Annotated in this window: 16 protein-coding genes; 7 read left to right on the top strand and 9 right to left on the bottom strand. The window is 43.3% G+C overall.

Going from position 1 to position 18,249, the window contains the following annotated elements; all coding sequences use genetic code 11:
* The first annotated feature begins 170 nt into the window (after positions 1 to 170).
* A complete protein-coding gene (locus LRR81_RS18245) occupies positions 171 to 947 on the top strand; it encodes an undecaprenyl-diphosphate phosphatase (RefSeq protein ID WP_408631623.1) in 777 nt (258 codons plus the stop codon).
* Positions 948 to 1,105: 158 nt separating this feature from the next.
* On the opposite strand, the gene LRR81_RS18250 is transcribed toward LRR81_RS18245, so the two are convergent.
* Together LRR81_RS18250 and LRR81_RS18255 are read right to left on the bottom strand one after the other, a co-directional pair.
* Positions 1,106 to 2,686 (bottom strand): aldehyde dehydrogenase family protein, encoded by a 1,581-nt coding sequence (locus tag LRR81_RS18250; protein WP_231790833.1) that lies wholly within the window; start codon positions 2,684 to 2,686, stop codon positions 1,106 to 1,108.
* Complete coding sequence (locus tag LRR81_RS18255) at positions 2,673 to 3,764, bottom strand: SDR family oxidoreductase (protein ID WP_231790834.1); 1,092 nt, start codon at positions 3,762 to 3,764, stop codon at positions 2,673 to 2,675. Before LRR81_RS18255 ends, LRR81_RS18250 begins: the two co-directional genes overlap by 14 nt.
* A 154-nt stretch (positions 3,765 to 3,918) precedes the next feature.
* Between LRR81_RS18255 and ku the strand changes: the two genes are divergently transcribed.
* A complete protein-coding gene (gene ku, locus LRR81_RS18260) occupies positions 3,919 to 4,797 on the top strand; it encodes a non-homologous end joining protein Ku (RefSeq protein ID WP_231790835.1) in 879 nt (292 codons plus the stop codon).
* Between the two features lie 4 nt (positions 4,798 to 4,801).
* Here ku and LRR81_RS18265 read toward each other — a convergent pair whose 3' ends face one another.
* Positions 4,802 to 5,341, bottom strand: a complete 540-nt coding sequence (locus tag LRR81_RS18265) for a D-glycero-alpha-D-manno-heptose-1,7-bisphosphate 7-phosphatase (RefSeq protein ID WP_231790836.1) — start codon at positions 5,339 to 5,341, stop codon at positions 4,802 to 4,804.
* A gap of 43 nt (positions 5,342 to 5,384) precedes the next feature.
* Here LRR81_RS18265 and LRR81_RS18270 point away from each other — a divergent pair, with 43 nt between their 5' ends.
* Entirely contained in the window at positions 5,385 to 7,217 is a 1,833-nt protein-coding gene (locus LRR81_RS18270) for a DNA ligase D (protein ID WP_231790837.1), read from the top strand.
* 126 nt (positions 7,218 to 7,343) lie between these two features.
* Positions 7,344 to 8,132, top strand: a complete 789-nt coding sequence (locus LRR81_RS18275) for an SDR family oxidoreductase (RefSeq protein ID WP_231790838.1) — start codon at positions 7,344 to 7,346, stop codon at positions 8,130 to 8,132.
* A 251-nt stretch (positions 8,133 to 8,383) separates the two neighbouring features.
* Here LRR81_RS18275 and LRR81_RS18280 read toward each other — a convergent pair whose 3' ends face one another.
* The 5 genes from LRR81_RS18280 to LRR81_RS18300 form a co-directional block, all read right to left on the bottom strand.
* Entirely contained in the window at positions 8,384 to 10,090 is a 1,707-nt protein-coding gene (locus tag LRR81_RS18280; RefSeq protein ID WP_231790839.1) for a GGDEF domain-containing phosphodiesterase, read from the bottom strand.
* A 164-nt stretch (positions 10,091 to 10,254) separates the two neighbouring features.
* On the bottom strand, positions 10,255 to 12,873 hold the full coding sequence (locus LRR81_RS18285) for an MHYT domain-containing protein (RefSeq protein WP_231790853.1): 2,619 nt from the start codon (positions 12,871 to 12,873) through the stop codon (positions 10,255 to 10,257).
* A gap of 34 nt (positions 12,874 to 12,907) precedes the next feature.
* On the bottom strand, positions 12,908 to 13,666 hold the full coding sequence (locus LRR81_RS18290) for a LytR/AlgR family response regulator transcription factor (RefSeq protein WP_231790840.1): 759 nt from the start codon (positions 13,664 to 13,666) through the stop codon (positions 12,908 to 12,910).
* A gap of 230 nt (positions 13,667 to 13,896) precedes the next feature.
* Complete coding sequence (locus tag LRR81_RS18295) at positions 13,897 to 14,358, bottom strand: MarR family winged helix-turn-helix transcriptional regulator (RefSeq protein ID WP_231790841.1); 462 nt, start codon at positions 14,356 to 14,358, stop codon at positions 13,897 to 13,899.
* A 209-nt stretch (positions 14,359 to 14,567) separates the two neighbouring features.
* Positions 14,568 to 14,747, bottom strand: a complete 180-nt coding sequence (locus tag LRR81_RS18300; protein ID WP_231790842.1) for a Fur-regulated basic protein FbpA — start codon at positions 14,745 to 14,747, stop codon at positions 14,568 to 14,570.
* A 200-nt stretch (positions 14,748 to 14,947) separates the two neighbouring features.
* Between LRR81_RS18300 and LRR81_RS18305 the strand changes: the two genes are divergently transcribed.
* Complete coding sequence (locus LRR81_RS18305; protein WP_231790843.1) at positions 14,948 to 15,172, top strand: hypothetical protein; 225 nt, start codon at positions 14,948 to 14,950, stop codon at positions 15,170 to 15,172.
* A 508-nt stretch (positions 15,173 to 15,680) separates the two neighbouring features.
* The gene (locus LRR81_RS18310; RefSeq protein WP_231790844.1) at positions 15,681 to 16,019 is read left to right on the top strand and encodes a MerR family transcriptional regulator; all 339 of its coding nucleotides are present in this window, start codon (positions 15,681 to 15,683) and stop codon (positions 16,017 to 16,019) included.
* 28 nt (positions 16,020 to 16,047) lie between these two features.
* On the opposite strand, the gene LRR81_RS18315 is transcribed toward LRR81_RS18310, so the two are convergent.
* Positions 16,048 to 17,739, bottom strand: coding sequence for a methyl-accepting chemotaxis protein (locus tag LRR81_RS18315; RefSeq protein ID WP_231790845.1), 1,692 nt, complete (start codon positions 17,737 to 17,739; stop codon positions 16,048 to 16,050).
* A 232-nt stretch (positions 17,740 to 17,971) separates the two neighbouring features.
* Here LRR81_RS18315 and LRR81_RS18320 point away from each other — a divergent pair, with 232 nt between their 5' ends.
* Positions 17,972 to 18,184, top strand: a complete 213-nt coding sequence (locus tag LRR81_RS18320) for an aspartyl-phosphate phosphatase Spo0E family protein (protein WP_231790846.1) — start codon at positions 17,972 to 17,974, stop codon at positions 18,182 to 18,184.
* Positions 18,185 to 18,249 lie beyond the last annotated feature (65 nt).

Here is an 18,249-nt window from a genome sequence, read left to right on the forward strand (position 1 = left end):
GGAAACCCGAACGCTACTCCCCTTTGAAAGAGAGAATCATTTTATTTGTTAACCCAAATATATCTTTTATCGCCTATCCTGTCAACTTGTTTTTCATCTTAAACTCTTGTTCTACTTAACCCTTCTTCCTTCATATGAATATACTAGCTGACTCCAAGGAGGACAAGGGTTTGGATTCTATTGCCGCCATTGTGCTTGGGATTATTCAGGGGCTGACTGAATTTCTCCCCATTTCCAGTACAGGCCATCTTTATATCGGAAGAAAGCTGTTCGGCCTGCAGGATGCCGGAATCTTTCTTGATACAATGCTTCATATCGGAACGTTCATCGCCCTTATCGTCTATTACAAGGATATTCTTCTCAAGCTTTTGAAAGACCCTTTCGGCAGGCTTTCCAGGCTGCTTGCAGCAGGAACCATTCCAGCTGTGATTGCAGGCCTTTGTTTCAGCAATTTTTTTGAAAGTCTTTCTGTCACTGGTCTGACGATCGGATGGGAATTCCTGTTAACAGGCCTTTTCCTCTGGCTTGCCGGCAATGCGAAACGCGGCCATAAAAAATTGGAGGAATTATCTTATTTCGATAGCATTTGGATCGGAGGATTTCAGGCATTGGCGATTTTTCCTGCTGTCTCAAGATCAGGATTAACGATAGCAGGGGCACTGTTTCGGAACATTGATAAGGAAACGGCCGCATATTTTTCTTTTCTCCTTTCCATTCCAGCTGTTTTTGGAGCCATCCTTTTTCAAATGAAGGATCTTGCTGCAAGCGGGGCGCATTTAGGGCTTGTCCCAATGTTTTTAGCCACTCTCTCTTCTGCTTTATTCGGCTATATTGCTGTGAAGTGGATGATTGGTTTTGTTAAAAAGCACTCTTTAAAGTGGTTTGCAGGCTATGTTATTTTGCTTGGCACCTTTATTCTTGTGATGCAGGGATTAAAGATTTTTTAAAATTTGACTGTTGATTTCCGTTTCAGGCGTCCGCTTTCCGCGTGCAGTGCTGGAGCCGCAAGCCTTCTACTCTAATTAACAGATGCTCTAAAATCAACATTCTCCTTTAACATAGCCTAAAAAATGGCGCCTTCTGCAAAAGAGGGCGCCATTCGTATTTAGGATTTCGATTTTTTCAGAATGTCTGTGTAAAGTTTCGCCATATCAGCCACGTTTTGTTTTGAGCCGTAGATGTTTTGAAACAGCTTCACAAACAATGGCATTTTCCCTTTATACGGATACCATTGAATTTCGTAATTTTTTTTGCCTGAGTCTGCCATAACAGCTTTTTCGTGGCAGAAAATCCGCAAGCCGCCTTCACCGTGATAGCTCCCGATGCCGCTGTTTTTAACCCCTCCAAAAGGAAGTTCAGGATTCACAACATTCACCATCACATCGTTGATGGCTGCATTTCCTGTTACAAGGCGCGAGACGACTCTTTCAGCTTTATCCATATCCTTTGTCCAAACGCTTGCATTCAGCCCGTAATCGGTGCTGTTTGCCTCTCTGACGGCCTCTTCCTCTGAATCAAATGGGATTACCGGCAATACAGGCCCGAATGTTTCTTCCGATAAGATTTTCATTTCCGCTGAAACGTCAGCTAAAATGATCGGCTTGATATATAAGCCCTCTTCTGTATTCCAGTATTCTGGCGCTTCGCCTGTTACCATTTTAGCGCCTTTTTGCAGCGCATCCTCCATCTGCTCTTTCACGATGTCAACTTGAGCCGGTGAGGTCATGGAGCCTATATCATCATGATCTCCGTGTCCTTGTTTTAATGCCTGAACCGCATCTCGCAGCTTGGCAATAAAGGCATGGTAAACCGGCCTTTCCACGTAGAGGCGCTCAACACTCATGCAGACCTGGCCGCTGTTCGTGAAAGCTCCCCAAACTGCTCCGTTTACTGCCCTGTCAATATTGGCGTCTTTGAAGACGATCATCGGATCTTTGCCGCCAAGCTCGAGCGTTGCGGGGATTAAGTCCTTCGCTGCCTGAGCCTGTATCGCTTTTCCCGTTTTAACAGAGCCGGTAAAGAATATGTAATCCGGCTTGCCTTTTGTTAAAACTTCGCCAACGTCTTTTCCTCCGTGGGCAGCCTGTACAACGTTGTTTGGAAAACCCGCTTCTTTGAACAGAATTTCAATTAAAAGGCCTGTCAGCGGCGTTATTTCAGAAGGCTTTAAGATAACCGCATTGCCGCCTGCCAGTGCACTGAGCATCGGAATCATCGCAAGCTGAAGCGGATAGTTCCACGGAGAAATGATCAGTACTGCTCCCCTTGCCATATATTCAATATAGCTTTTTTTTCCCCAAAAGAGCATGGGAGTTCCGGCAGCCTTTCTTGAAAGAACTTTTTCTGCATGTTTCTCAAAATGGGCGATAGCATCTAGCACAGGCATAACTTCCGCAGTCAGCACCTCCGTTTTCGGCTTGCCTGTATCACTTGCCACAATTTGGACAATCTGCTGAAGCTTTGTGCTCATCAGATGGCGCAGCTTTTTGAAATAAACCAGTCTTTCACTGATTGATAAAGAATCCCATTCGCTTTGTGCCTTTCTGGCGTTTTCAAAGGTTTCTGCTGTTTGATCGGCAGAAAATGCCTGTATCTCCCTGATCAGTTTGCCTGTAGCTGGATTGATGGCTTTTAATTTCGATGGTGCGGCCTTTTTTGCTGATGGCCTTGTTTTAACTTCCGGCATAAGCTTTCACACCTTTCTGGATGGGCTGATTTTGGTTTTCTTTAAAAAATTGAATCATCGCATCTGAATAGGAAACGATGGACGGACAGGAAATGGCTGTCCCCTTCAAGGCTTCTGCTGTATTCGTGCAGTCGTAATCAGCATTATAAATAAAGTAATCAAATGCCTCTTTTCTAACTTGAAAATACCGGCACAGCGCATCTGAGGAAAAGCACTTTTTCATGAGCTTTGGCGATACTCTTCCAATCGGCTTCATGTTAATGCTTTTTTCAAGAAAGAGCTCATACACCTTTCCGATCGGAAGCGGGTCAGGATCTGTGATATGAAATGTTTTGCCTGAAAAACGGCCGCTCTGACTCAAATATAGAACAGCTTGAATTAAATAATCAACCGGAATGAGGTGAAACGGCACATCCCCTTTCCCGAGAGCCGGTATAAACGGATTATAGCGAAGCTTTTGAAAAAGCTGCAGCATATAGTAAGGACCGTCAAATTTAACTGTTCTGCCTGTTTTTGAATGCCCTACCACAATACCGGGCCTGATGATGATAGCCGGCACTTCTTTTTGGAGGCTTCTGACTTCCTTTTCCGCCAGCCATTTTGTTTCTTCGTAGAAGTTTTTAAACTCTGCCGGCTCAAGCTCTGATTCAAAAATTTTTCCTTCCCGTTTACCTGAAACATAGGCCGTGCTGAAATACGTATATAATTCGAGAGACTGCAGGCTCTTTACGAAGCGGTTGACGCAGATTGTGCCTTTTACGTTAACCAGAAAGGCTGCCTCTCTCTCCACTCCAAGGTCGTAAATGGCTGCAAGGTGATAAACATGGGTGACAGTCTGCTCCAAAATACGCCTTGTTTCAGGCTCAATGCCCAACTGCTCTTTTGTTATGTCCCCTTTTATAACGGTTCCTTTTCCGGGAGCGATTTCTGCCAGCTGTATTTCCGCCTGCTCAGCCATCTCAGGCAGCACCAGCACGTAAACATGCTGGAATAAATCGCGCTTTACCGCTTCTTTAATCAGCTCACCTGCGATAAAGCCTGGAAAACCTGTAATAAAATACGTTTTTTCCCCAGCCATTTTAAAGCCTCCTCAGAGCTATCTCCTGATCTTTCCAATAATGAATCTTTTCAACTGGCACAGACTATTTAGTAGAAAAATCTTGTTTAAATAAGGAAGTTCGTCAAAAGTTTCAAACTTCCTCTATTCTCGAATCACGAAAGTTGGTGGAATGATGCATACAATGTGGAAAGGATCGTTAAGCTTCGGTCTGGTCAATATTCCGATCAAGCTATACGCTGCAACGGAGGATAAAGATATTAAGCTGAGAAACCTTCATGGAAAATGCCATACTCCTATTCAGTATGAAAAAAAATGTCCAAACTGTGATGAAGAAGTCAAACAGGAGGATATCGTAAAGGGCTATGAATATGTAAAAGGAAAATTTGTTATCTTGAGCGATGAAGAATTAAAGGATCTTAAAAAGGAACATGAGGATAAGGCCGTTGAAATCGTCGATTTTGTGAGCCTTGAAGAAATCGATCCGATCTATTTTAACAGAGCTTATTTTTTGGAGCCTGGAGAAAATGGGGCCAAAGCTTATGCCCTCCTGAGGGAAGCATTAAAAACATCCGGAAAAATCGGCATTGCTGAAATTACGATCAGATCAAAGCAGCAAATGGCCATCGTGAGAGTTTATGAAAACTGTCTCGTTATGGAAACCATTCATTACCCTGATGAAGTGAGGAGTGCCAAAGAAGTTCCGAGCGTTCCCGAAAACACCGAAGTGCAGAAAAAGGAGCTGGATACGGCGATCATGCTGATCGACCAGCTCACCGCAAAGTTTGATCCGTCAAGATATCAAGATGATTACAGAGAAGATGTTAAAGCCCTCATTCAGCAAAAAATAACGAAAAATGAAGGCAAAACACCTGAAGAAATTGCAAACAGGGAAAATGTCGTAGACCTTATGGGCGCCCTGCAGGCAAGCATTAACCGTTCGGCAAAAACGAAAGAAGAAGAAAAGCAAAAGACCGAACCAAAGGCAGACAAAAAAACAGCAGGCGAAAAAGAGGAAGGAAAGAAGCGCAAAACATCACGGAAAAAAGCTTAGCCTTTTAAAGGGATGTTTCCTGCAAAATCCATTCGGCTGCCTTTAGCAGGGAGGGAAAGTTTCTTTCAGCCTTCGTCTCTCCGCTGCCGATAAGAATTGTCCGTGTGCCTGCTTTTTGACCTGCTTCAATATCTGTTTCTCTGTCTCCGGCCATAAAGCATTTCTTTGGATCCAGCCTGTACTTATCCAGCAGCTCATGAATGAGCTGCGGCTCCGGTTTTCTGCAGCTGCAGCCTGCATGCGGAGAATGGCAGCAGGCTTTTATCTCTGTTAATTTCCCGCCTGCTTTTTCAATTTCTTTTTCCATTTTCCGATGGATGGAGTCAAGAACTTTCTTTTTCAAATATCCGAGGCCGACACCTCCCTGGTTTGTTACAACAAAGATTAAAAATCCGGCCTCATGAAGCATTTTGATGCCTTCTTTAGCTCCAGGCAGAAAGTAAAAATTCTCTGGGGAATTCACATGCCTGACCCGCGCTGACATGACTTCATTAATGACCCCGTCACGGTCAAGAAATACCGCTTTGGATGATTCTTCTGACATGAATTGTCCTCCTTTTTTATTTCAGTAAATGAGAGGTTCCAACATGAAACCGATGCTGCCAGTTCTGACAAGCACTCTTCCAAAAGGAGAGCAGTGGATATATGAAACAAAGTTTGACGGCTTCAGAGCCATTTTAACTCTTTCAGAAGACGAGATGCTGCTGACAAGCAGAAACGGCAAAGACTTGTTTGCCTCTTTCCCGGAAATAAAACAGTGGCTTGTTAGCCAAAAAGCGAAGCTTGCCCCATTTCTCCCGCTCCAGCTTGACGGAGAGCTTTGCAGCCTTTCCTCTCCTTACAAATCTGATTTTGAAAAGATGCAGTCCCGCGGCAGGTTGAAAACAAAAGCCTCGATAACCATTGCCTCTGAGAAAGCTCCCTGTCATTTTTGCGCATTTGACTTGCTTATGCTGAAAGGGGAACGGAAGCTTGCAGCGGAATATCAGGAGCGAAAGCACGCCCTCAGCCAGCTGTTTCAGAAGCTCGGGTGGCCGCTTGCTCCAGATCCTTCTTCTCCCTTGCTTATCCAGTATGTTTCAAATACTCCTGATGCAGACACCCTTTTTGAAAGTATCCGGCTTGCTGACGGCGAAGGAATTGTTGCCAAGCATCTCACAAGCAAATGGGAAGAAGGCAGCAGAACAAAACGCTGGCTGAAATATAAAAACTATAAGCATGCCATCTTTTATATTAAAGGCTATGATGAAAAAAACAGCTACTTTCAGGCAGCCGTCCGAAAAGAAGGCCACCTTTTTCCTGTCGGCGTTTTCTCCCACGGCTTCAGTTCAGAGGAAAAAGAAACACTTATAGCGGTCATTAAAGAAAATACTATACAGAAAACCGGTTCCTTTTATCAAGCTAAAGAAGGGGTTTTAGCTGAGCTTCAGTTTCTCTCATTTTTTAGCGGACAGCTAAGAGAGCCTTCTTTTGTCCGCTTTTGCTTTCAGCCTGAAGAACTGGAGGGGACGTGGGAAGCATTTCAGCTGGCTCTTGCCCCCCTTCATAAGGAAGCGGTGATTACACACCCTCTAAAGCCTTTATGGGAATCCCCGCTTGTCACTAAATCTCAGTATATTTCCTACTTGATTGAAGCGGCGCCATTTCTGCTTCCTTTTCTCCGCAGCCGCGCTTTAACAGTAATCCGCTATCCGCACGGTATTATGGGGGAACTTTTTTACCAAAAAAATGTTCCTGACTATGCTCCTGATTTTGTCACATCCCATGAAGCGGACGGAATTAACTATATTGTCTGCAATGATCTTTCAACACTTGTCTGGCTCGGCAATCAAACGGCGATCGAATTTCACATCCCTTTTCAGACCATCTATACCAATAGCCCAGCTGAAGTTGTATTTGATCTTGATCCTCCCTCAAGGAATGAGTTTCCGCTCGCTATTAAAGCAGCCCGTGAAATACATAGGATTACGGAAAGCTTCGGGCTGAGAGCCTTTCCTAAGCTTTCAGGCGGGAAGGGCATTCAAATCTATCTGCCTTTGACAGAAGGGGAATTCACTTATGAAGAAACAAGAGTTTTCACCTCTTTTGTGGCAGCATATTTAATTCAAAAATATCCTGAATCTTTTACTATTGAGCGCTTGAAGAAAAACCGGGGCAAAAAGCTTTATGTTGATTACATTCAGCATGGAGAAGGCAAAACCATCATTTGCCCTTATTCTTTGAGAGGAAGAGAAAATGCTCCTGCAGCAGCCCCGCTTTGGTGGGATGAAATCGAATCGGAAGCTTATCCTGAACAGATCACGATTAACCAGATGAGACAGCGCCTGTCAGGTGGCACGTGCCCTTTCGCAGATTATTTTGATGTGAAGCAGGACAGCCTTTTCCGCAAGATCCTGGATAGCATTCAGGAGGAAGTTTAAATGGTCTTCTGCAGAAGCTGAAAAAGGCATTTGCCGTCCAGTATCAACTTTTTTATTTAAAATTGATACTTTCCTCTCCTATTTGGGTATCAGATACTGTAAAAAAGAATTCGGGAGGAATAGGATATGACAGCCAGCAGCAAAGGAAAGGTCGCCATTGTAACAGGAGGCGGATCAGGCATCGGCAAAGCCTCAGCTCTTCTATTTGCCAAAGAGGGAATGAAAGTGTGGATTTTTGACCTTGATGAAGAGAATGCCTCTAAAACAAAGGCTGAGATTGAGCAGGCCGGCGGAAAAGCTATGGTCACAAAGGTAGACATGGCTGATGAACAGGCGGTTGAAAAGAACATCAAGGAAGTCGGCAGCAAATGGGGCAAAATTGATGTTGTTTTCAGCAACGCTGGTATTAACGGGGTCTTTTCAGCGATCGAAGAGCTTGACCCTGATGATTGGGATAAAACAATTACAACTAATTTAAAAGGAACCTTCCTTGCCGTCAAACACAGCATTCCTTTCCTAAAGAAAAACGGGGGCAGCATCATTATCACAAGCTCCATTAATGGCAACAGAACGTTTTCTAACATCGGCATGTCTGCCTACGCCACTTCTAAGGCTGGACAAACAGCCTTTATGAAAATGGCGGCGCTTGAACTGGCACAGTTTAAAATTCGCGTGAATGCCATCTGCCCAGGATTTATTGAAACGAACATTGAAAGCAACACAGAGCGGGATGAAAGCCTTGATGAAGTGGAGATTAAAGTGGAATATCCTGAAGGCGGAGACCTTCCGCTTGAGGATGGACCAGGCACACCTGAACAAGTGGCAAACCTTGTTTACTTTTTGGCATCAGATGAATCAAGCCATGTAACAGGCACTGAAATTTATGTAGATGGAGCAGAATCCCTTTTGAGGTAACAAGAAAAGCGGAAGCCGCTCGTTCAGCCCCGACAAGCGCTGGAGCAAAAATCCAGAAAGTCCGGGTTTGACTTTTTGGATTTTTGTGAAGTGACTCGAGTGGCTAGGCGCTGGAGCTGGACAACGAAAAGCGCAAGCCGCTCGTTCAGCCCCGGCAATTACTTATAGCTGGACACATAACAACTATAGAAAACAAATCGATTTAAATACATGCAGAAAGCCGCTCCTTTTCAGGAGCGGCTTTCCATTTTTCATTTAAAAGGGCGTATTCCTTCCTGGTTTTCCATAAACAGCTGTTCCATTTCACCCGCTGGGACCGGCTTGCTGAAAAGGTATCCCTGCATTTGATAGCAGCCATGCTTTTCCAGAAATTCAGCCTGCTTTTTTTCTTCAACGCCCTCTGCAATAATCTGCATGCCCAGATTCTGAGCAAGCGCGATAATGGTTTTAATCACAATTTCATCTTGTTTGGAGTTCATCATTTTTTTTACAAAGCTGCGGTCAATCTTAATTTTATCAAGCGGCAGCTGTGTTAAATAACTAAGGGAGCTGTACCCTGTGCCAAAGTCATCAACGCTAAGGTGAATGTTGATGTCCTTTAAATGTTCTACCGTCCGGATAAAGTTTTCACTATTGTGCATGGACAGGCTTTCGGTAAATTCCAATTCAAAGCATTCAGGCGGGATATTATAGCGCTCAAGAATATTTGTCACCATGTCAACAAGATCAGGCTGATAGAACTGCTTGACTGACAGGTTGATGCTCATTCTCAAATTATTATTGATGGCTTCATGCCATTTTTTCAGCTGAGCACAAGCCCCTTCCATGCTCCATTTTCCAATTTCAATAATAAGACCAGTTTCTTCAGCGATTGGAATAAATTCAGCCGGTGAGATAAAACCAAGCTCAGAATGCTGCCACCTCAGAAGCACCTCAACCCCTATGATTGCTCTGCAGCAAGTATCAATCTGCGGCTGGTAGTAAAGCTCCAGCTCGCCTTTTTGCATCGCCAGATACAATTCCTTCTGCACATAATAGCGCCTTTGAAAGGTATAGCTCTTCTCTTCACTATACTCCTTCAGGCCATTGTCTTCCTTGCCGGCTTTTAAGGCAATTTCGCTGTTTTTCAGCAAAGAGTCCGGATCTTTTCCATGCTCTGGGTAAAATGCCGCTCCAATGCTGATATTTGCCTGGTAATACTGGCCCTGGATGCTGTACTTCCGCTTAAACTGCTTAGCCATCTCATCAGCAACACTGTAGAAGGACTCTCTGTCTTTTACACTGTGCACAATCACCACAAATTCATCATTATGAAAGCGTCCGATAAAGTATTGAGAAGGAACCAGTTTTAGCAGTTCTTTTGAAATTTCCTCCAAAAGCCTGTCCCCGATTGTTTTTCCATATACTTCATTGAAATATTTAAAACGGTCAATGTTCACCTTTATCACTGCCGCAGGTTCTTCATTAGGCTCTTCGGTCAATTCATTCAGTTTTTGATGAACCGCCCGGTAGTTTGGCAGGCCTGTCAGTTCATCGTAGTAAGCTATATGCTTAATTTGATCCTGTGCTTTTTTGAACTCTGTTACATCACGGATAGCTAAAAAGTGGCAGGCAGAAGACTTTTCTTGATCACCTTTCAAAAACATGACCCGGCAATGCCGGAATCCACCATCATTTATTGGAATTCCAACCTCGATTGATTGCTGTGCACCGTTTTTTGCCGCATCACCAAAAGACTGTAAAACAAGTTCCTGATCCTGCAAATGAAAGAGCTGCTCACAGCTTTGGCCAAGCAGTTCTTTTTTTAAAAGCCTCTCAGCTGCGGAGTTGCTATGTATGATTTTCCCTGCAGAATCAAGCAGCAGGATGGCGTCGGGATACCGGCTGTATAATTGCTGAAATGTTTTATCCCAATTGTTGAGATGGCTCACTCGTTTGTCTGCATCATATGCTCCCAACCTTTGCACCTCCTTAAAACACGTTCTTGCGGCTGCAGATTCCTATTATACTTATCGGCTATATACGGGAAAGTGTTTAATCGTCTTGCATTGATTAGGAGCGGCATTTTAAGAAAAAAACGCAAAAAAAGATGAAACAGCTGCCTGTTTCATCTTTTTGATATTCAAACAATTCTCTGCTTGCACTCTGCAGCAGCGGGAAAGGAGACTCTGAAGGTTGTGCCTTCGCCTTCCTTGCTTGATACGCTGCATCTTCCTCCCATCAGCTCTGTATATTGCTTTACAAGAGACAGGCCGATGCCTGTGCCTTCCTGAAAGCTTGAATCCAAGCGTACAAAGGGCTCGAATATCTTATCCAGACTATCAGGCGGCATCCCGATTCCTGTATCCATAATATCGATATGAATCCAATTTTCTTCGGCATAGGAGAAAACGATCACTGTCCCGTTTTCCTTATTGTATTTAAAGGCATTTGATAAGAGATTAAAAACAATTTGATTAAATCTTGCCTTATCTACATAAATAGACTTTTCCTTTACGTAGTTTAGCGAGGAAAACAAAGACAGTGAGGCATCCTCTGCAATCGGCCTCATCATTGTAAGTGTTTCATTCAGAAGCGAATAAACGGGCAGATGCTCTTTTGTCAGCGGTATTTCTCCAGCTTCTATTTTTGTAAGATCTGTAATGTCATTGATTAAGTAGAGCAAATGCTGCCCTGCTTTATGAATTTTATCAAGCCATTCTTTGTTTTTATCAGGGAGTGCTTCACTGCTGTCGAGCAGCATATGGGAAAAACCCATAATACTGTTCAGCGGCGTTCTCAGCTCATGGCTGATTTTTGAAAGAAACAGGGACTTTTCCTTGTTTGCTCTTTCTGCTTCTTCTTTAGCAGAAATCATTGTAGCGTTATATTTCATCAGTTCAATTTCCTGAAGTTTTTGAGTTGTCATATCGTTGATGGTAACAACACAGCCGACAAGGGCATCATCCTTGATCAGCGGTTCTGCGTTCACCGTAATCCAGAATACAGGATGGTTTGGATGTTCCACAGCCATCACATAGCCATGAATGGCTTCACCTGTTCTTGCAGTAGTATAAGAGGGGAATTTATGATAAGACCTCGGCTCACCTTTTTCATCATACAGCCGGCACTCGAGCTGAAAAAAATTCTGCCCGATCATTTCTTCCGCACTGCGTTTGAAGAAAGCAGCAAACTTTTCGTTTACGGTTAATATTTCCCCTTTTGAATTATGGACGGCAAGCCCTTCTGACATAGTAGACAAAACAGAGCGGTAAAGACTTTCACTTTTCTTCAGCTTCTCCTGCGCTTCATAGAGATCTGAAATATTTACCGCAGAACCGATTACTTCACTGACTTGGCCGTTTTTAAATACCGGCTGAAGAGACATGTAGTAGGCAACATCCTTGATTTTTCCTTCATATTGCAAAAAATGCCCTGTCCATGCTTCATCATAGCAGGCAGTTATGCTGTCAATCTTTTCTTCCGGCAGCACGGCAGAAACAGGCTTGCCGATCATATCGCCCGATACTCCGATGCGATCCAGAAGACTGCCCTCACAAAGGGAAATGATATATTCTCCGCCCTGTTTCGTAAATTTCACGGTGAGCCCCTGCTGAAGGCGGAGCGTCTCTTTTAAATCGGCCTGCACTGCTGCCACTTCCAGCTCTGCCTGCCGCTTTTCAGTAATTTCTTTGCCGAAAATGTAAACACCTGAAAAATCATCCTGTTCAAGGTGCGGGAGATGATCAAAAATAAAAAAGTGCTCTGTGCCGTCTTCACCGGTAATGGATGCTTCGTAGCTGACAGCTTCTCCGTTCAAAGACTGCTTTAACAGCCGCGGAATTTCAGGGAACCTTTCCAAATTGAACAATTCTGGAAAGGTGCTGTCTGCGGGGAAACTATCTCCGATAAGGTTATTCCAGACATGGTTTTTCCTTATTACACTGCCTTCCTCATTAACAAAAACAACGAGATTCGGCGTGTTCTCAAGCAAATACTGATAGCGGCGTTCCTTGCGCTGCATTTTGTCATGCTCAGCCATCCTGCTCTTGGCATTGCCGCCGAGAAAGATCATAAAAATAAACAGTGTCATCATTCCCACCGCTACAGCAAGAATCGTGTACTGGTCCTGAGAACCGCTTCCTGCTCCGCTCATCTCATGCATATGCGCCTCATACGTCATGGCCGCCATCCCAGTGTAGTGCATGCCGGATATGCCAAGTCCGAGAATAACAGAGCTGATCAGCTTAGAAAATATGGACAGCTGCTCATTGTTCCGCCGTCTTCTCATCATATAAGCAGCCAAAAAAGCACAGCCGATGGCAATCAAAATGGACAAGAACACAAGGGGCATATTATACGCCATATGAACAGGCATCTTCATAGCAGACATGCCTAAATAGTGCATGCCGCTTATTCCAGCCCCGACGATAATACCTGAGACCATATCCCAATAAAAGCTGACTTTCTTTGCCGTCATAAAAACAAAGCCAATTAAAGAGGCCGCTACTGCAATCACTAAAGACAAAAAAGTTTTGCCCGGATCAAATTGGATGGTAAAGGGGACCTGATAGCCGATCATCCCGATGAAATGCATCGTCCAAATGCCTATGCCGAGAGAAAGGCCTGCCGCAGAGCTCCAAAACAGCTTGTATTTGGATTCCTTTATGGCCTTTTCTGCTAAATCCATTGCTGTATAAGAACCGAAGATAGCAATAATAATAGAGAAAATGACAAGAACCTCGATATAATCACCTTTCATTAACACGTGCCTCACCCTTCTTTATCAATCAAGCTTAATTTGCAATATACTTTTCCATCTTTTCCTGCAGCTCATTGATTTTAAGCTTGGATACATGCGCATGAGAATGAAAATTAAAAAAATAGGCAAGATATGTCTCATTTCTCGGAGTAATATGGGAGATTTTCGACAAATTGACTATATAGGAGCGATGCGTCTGGTAAAAGGACTCATCAAGCATATTAACCAGGTCGCTGATATTTTCGTAGGACTCATAAGTTCTTTCACTCGTATGTATGAGAGACTTCTTTATGGATTTCTCAATATAAATAATATCCTTTAGAGGGATATAGAATAAAGAGCCGTTAAATTTAATGGGAAGCCGTTTTTCTTTTGCTTCTTCAGTAACTGCTGAAATCTGTTCAGCAGGATAGGACCCTTTTCGTCTTATCACTGACTTTGCCTTTTCAAGGGCCAAATACAGCCTGCTTTTTTCAACCGGCTTTACTATGTAATCCACTGCGCTGAGGTTAAAAGCATCCACGGCATAATCATCATAGCCTGTTATAAAAATAAAGTTCAGCTGGGGCTGAAATTGCCTGCATTCTTCAATCGCCTGTATGCCGTTTTTCTTTGGCATGTTGATATCTGCCAGAATAAGATCCGGTTTCTCCCTCATTACTGACTCGATCAATTCTTCTCCGTTTGAGCAGACGGCAAGAATTTTAAAATCCTGGAGCTGGCTGATAAAATATTGCAGAATCTCTATGGAATCGTTATTATCATCCACTATTACAATACTTATTTCGTTCATTGGAACCAACGCCCTTTCTGCAATCATGCTGGATTATAGGTGCTTCATTCTTTGCCCGCAGGCAAATGAAAAACATCTTTTCTATGTGGCAGAGCTGCTCTCTCTTATTGTACCAGCCTTTTTTCAGACTCTCACCTTTTTTAAACACTTTCCATTTCTTTCAGCTGGCTGCGTTATGGCAAAAAAAAATCCCCGGCTGCAGGGATTCAGAAACTGAGACGCTTGAACGGTCAGCGAAATAAAAGATGCTGACTGTGAAGGCCTGCTTTTTTCAGAAGATTCATCATCTGCTCCTGTTCTTCAGCAGACAGGCCGGAAAAAGCCCTTGTCATCCGGATGGCGTGAATGGGATAGATTTCATCCAAATAGCTTCGCCCTTTTTCTGTTAAGTGAGCATAAATAGACCGTTTGTCTTTCGGATCCTGCTGTCTCTCGATATACTCGTTCTTTTCAAGCTTATCAATGACATATGTGACATTGCCGCTGACCAGCAGAAGTCTTGATCCGATTTGCTGAAGCTTTTGCGCTCCTTTTGTATACAGCAGTTCCAGTACAGCGAATTCAGTCGGGTTAAAGCCATGCTCTTTACTGTCGCGAATCGAATGCTCAGAAATGCTTTTAAACGCTTTCGCAAAAACTTTGAAAAGGGTCATTGCTCGTTCCATTTCTTCTTCCGTGTAAGAAAACCTCATATCCATCGCCCTCTTAAACTTTCTTAAAAACTTTCTTAAAATTCTAATATTTAACATACTTATTTTACTACCTAAAGGCCAAGTTTAAAAGCATGAGTTTTCATTACCGTCCAATACAGGGACAAGCTCCTAAGTTTGACTTCTCCTTCTGCTGCTAAGGTGCTAAAAGAAAAGACTGCTCAGGAAGCAGTCTTTTGCGGTTATTTCGGTTATTTCGTTTTTTTCTTCTTTTCGTTCCAAATATTATGATAAAAGTAATTATATTCGTTTTTTAATTCCGTAACCGTCATTTTATTCAGCACTGCATTATTGTATACCCCAATGGCGAGAAGTTTCTGGAAATAGTAAGTTCTTTGCTCTTCAAGAGCATTTTTTAGCATATTGCTCATTGCGTATAACCACTCCATCTCTATTTCATTACTACTACAATACCCAATAATTGTTAGCGGATGATTAACGCAATGTAAAGTTTTCCTAAGCTGTTATTAAAATGTGTGACAAATGGTGTAATGTCTCCCACTTTTGCTGCTCTGTTTAAAATTCTGCTTTCCCGGACACACTTTAGAAAAATCGGAAAGCAGGAAAACAAGTGGATACGCATCAAGTCATTGGATATGGCGAAAATAATTTTTACTTTTTAAATTTGTCTGAGCCGGAAAACGGCCAATTATACATGCTGTCGGACAGCAATGAACTCCTGGAGCTTTCAGTCTTTCATCCGCGCAATCAGCGGTTTGAGGACGTAACGATTATGTTTCATCAGGAAGACCTCAGAAACTGGCATTCCGTCTTTTCGGAAAATATCAGAAATTAAGAAATGTACAAGCAGCTGTCGGGGCTGATCGAGCGGCTTGCGCTTTTCTACTTTGTCCAGCTCCAGCCGCTAGCCCGATCTGAGTCGCTTCACAAAAATCCACAAAGTCAAAACCGGACTTTCTGGATTTTTGCTCCAGCGCTTGTCGGGGCTGTTCGAGCGGCTTCCGCTTTTCTTGATCCAGCTCCAGCCGCTAGCCCCTCGAGTCGCTTCGAAAAATCCCAAAAAGTCTAAGACCGGACTTTTCGGGATTTTCCTCCAGCGCTTGTCGGGGCTGAACGAGCGGCTTCCGCTTTTCTTGATCCAGCTCCAGCCGCTAGCCCCTCGAGTCGCTTCGAAAAATCCCAAAAAGTCAAAGTGCGGACTTTTCGGGATTTTCCTCCAGCGCTTGTCGGGGCTGAACGAGCGGCTTCCGCTTTTCTGCGTTAGATTTTCTTACATGATCTCTTATTTTCTTAAAGGCATGCGCTATACTGTTAGAAAAGGTGAGTGCCGAAGGGGGATCGGTATGCAGGAGAATCATTCCTATCGGGATAAAAAAGTCATTTCTATTGGAACTGTCAGTGAAATAACCGGACTTTCCGTCAGGCAGATCCGATATTATGAAGAGCGCCAGCTGATTTATCCGGAAAGAACGGATAAGGGGACAAGGAAATATTCATTTACAGACATAGAACGGCTGATGGAAATTGCAGATATGCGGGAAGAAGGCGTTCAAACAAGTGAAATTCTTAAAGATTTTAAGAAGAAAGAAAACAAAGAAGCGATGAGCAAGGACATTCGCAAAAAAATGCTTCAGGGCCAGCTGAATGCCCACTTCAGGGTGCAGCCTGAATCCCATAAGTAAAAAGCCTCCATCAAGGAGGTTTTTTACTTTAAAGCTTAAATTGGTTGACCGATTGGTTTAGAGCAGCAGATAGGCTTGATAAATGCAAAGCATTCTGTCTGACCTCTTCTGTCGCATGGTTCGCCTGTTCTGAGGCAGCGGCAGTTTGCTGTATGCCAGCTGCTGCTTCCTCAGAAACGGAGGCAATATCAGAAATGCTGACATTCATTTTCGTGCCTTTTTCTGATACAAGAGTCAGTTCCTCTTTAATCCTCAAAACCTGATCTGCTGCCGCGTTCAAGGCTTTTTGAATGGACCGGAACGTTTTGCCTGTGGCATGAATGGATTCCTTTCCTTTAACAACCTGTTCATAGCCGCCCTGCAGATTGTCAGAAACCCCTTTCGTTTCTTTTCTTACTCCTGCCACAATCTTTGAGATATCCTCTACAGAATGGGATACCTGTTCAGCAAGTTTTCTCACTTCTTCCGCAACTACAGAAAAGCCTTTCCCATGCTCTCCTGCTCTTGCTGCTTCAATAGCAGCATTGAGGGACAGCAGGTTTGTCTGATCTGCCACATTTTGAATCACTTCAACAAGCTTTGATATCTGTCCTGATTGCTTGTCCAGATCCTTTACCTTTTCAACGGTCTCTGCCATCAGTATGTATATGCTGTCCATATCAGCGATCGATTCATCCATCAGCCTGCTTCCTTCAGTAGATTGAATTAGCACGCTGTCTGTGGAGGATGCAACAAGCTGGCTGCTTTTGGCCGCATCCGAAACGGTTGTGATAAATTCGCTCATGCCTTCTGTCAAGTCTGCAGCAGAATGCGCCTGGCTTTCAGCACCGGAAGTCAGTTCCTGCATTGTAGAAGCAATTTGTTCGCTGCCTTCTCTCACATAATCAGCGGAATTTTGCAGCTGTTCACTTTGCTTCCCTATAGAAGCCGCTGCTTCATTTATGCTTGTTACAAGCGCATGCAGTTTGTCGTTCATGCTGTTCACAGATACAGTCAGCACTCCAAGCTCATCGTTTGATTTGACTGGAAGAGGCTCTAAGCCTAAATTGCCTTCTGTTATCAGCTTCAGCCTTTTTAATAAACTTAGCACAGGAACGGTAATTGATCTTGAAACCCTTATCGCCATAATGATTCCCGCTGCTACAATGAGAATAGCCAAGACCATGCTCGCCAAAAGGATGACTGTGCTTCCGGCTATAATGCTCTGCCCTTTTTTAGATATTTCCTGCTCTCTGCTTTTTGATATGTTTTCATAGCTTTTAATCAGCGCATTGGATTGCTTTTCGCCTTCATCAGCAAGCATTTCAGATGCGGACACTTTGTACCCTGACTCATATGAAGGGATGATCTTTTTATTAATCAGCTCCTGCCACCGGGCTGTTTGATCCATCACTTTTTTCGCTTTTGGGTTTGCTGAAATGTTCAGCAGCTCTTTCTCCATCTCTTTGCCATCTTTCACAAGCTGCAAATACCGGTCTTTATAGGAGGACATATTGTATAAGAAATATCCCTGAATAGCTGAGACCTGACTGGAAAGGTTGTATGACAGCTTTTCCTCCAGGATGAGAGACTGCAGTTCATCGCCCACAATCGCATTTGTATCTTTCTGCATCATTTTTATGCTTGAAAAATTGATGCCGGCCATCAAAATACTGAGTCCTATGAGAATAGTAAAGCAAATCAGCAATTTTCTCCTTATTCCGGATGACTTTCGAAACATTTTTCTGCCCCCTCTTACTCTTTTTCTATTACCATTTTACTACCTTAATTTTTGAAAGGGAACAAAAATTCACATAATTTTGTTATTTATTGTCGGAAGAGCTGAACTTATGTCGTGTTTTATCTAAGAATTTTTGAAAGTTATCTTCAAGTTATTAACAAATCGCTGCTAGAATACGATATAATAATTAACAGAATTAGACATTAGACATTAGGCAGAGGAGGGGCTCTAATTGAACTTGCTGGAAATAGTTATTGAAAAATACCGCAGCCGAATGGTAGATGTAGCAGATAAATATGGATTTACCGCCAGGGAAACTGTTGAAGTTAGCCAATACCTCGATCGACTGCTCAATATCAAAATGGATCTTCAAACTGCCGGAACCGCAGAAAGCAATCATTCCCATTATGCTTCCGTCTTCAGCAAAGAAGCGGATCTCTATTAAAATGAACGGATGTGCAGCCCTGCACTTTTCAATATAAAAAGCTGTCCGCAAAGCGGACAGCTTTT

Source organism: Metabacillus kandeliae, from assembly GCF_021166585.1.
Taxonomy (GTDB): domain Bacteria; phylum Bacillota; class Bacilli; order Bacillales; family Bacillaceae; genus Metabacillus_B; species Metabacillus_B kandeliae.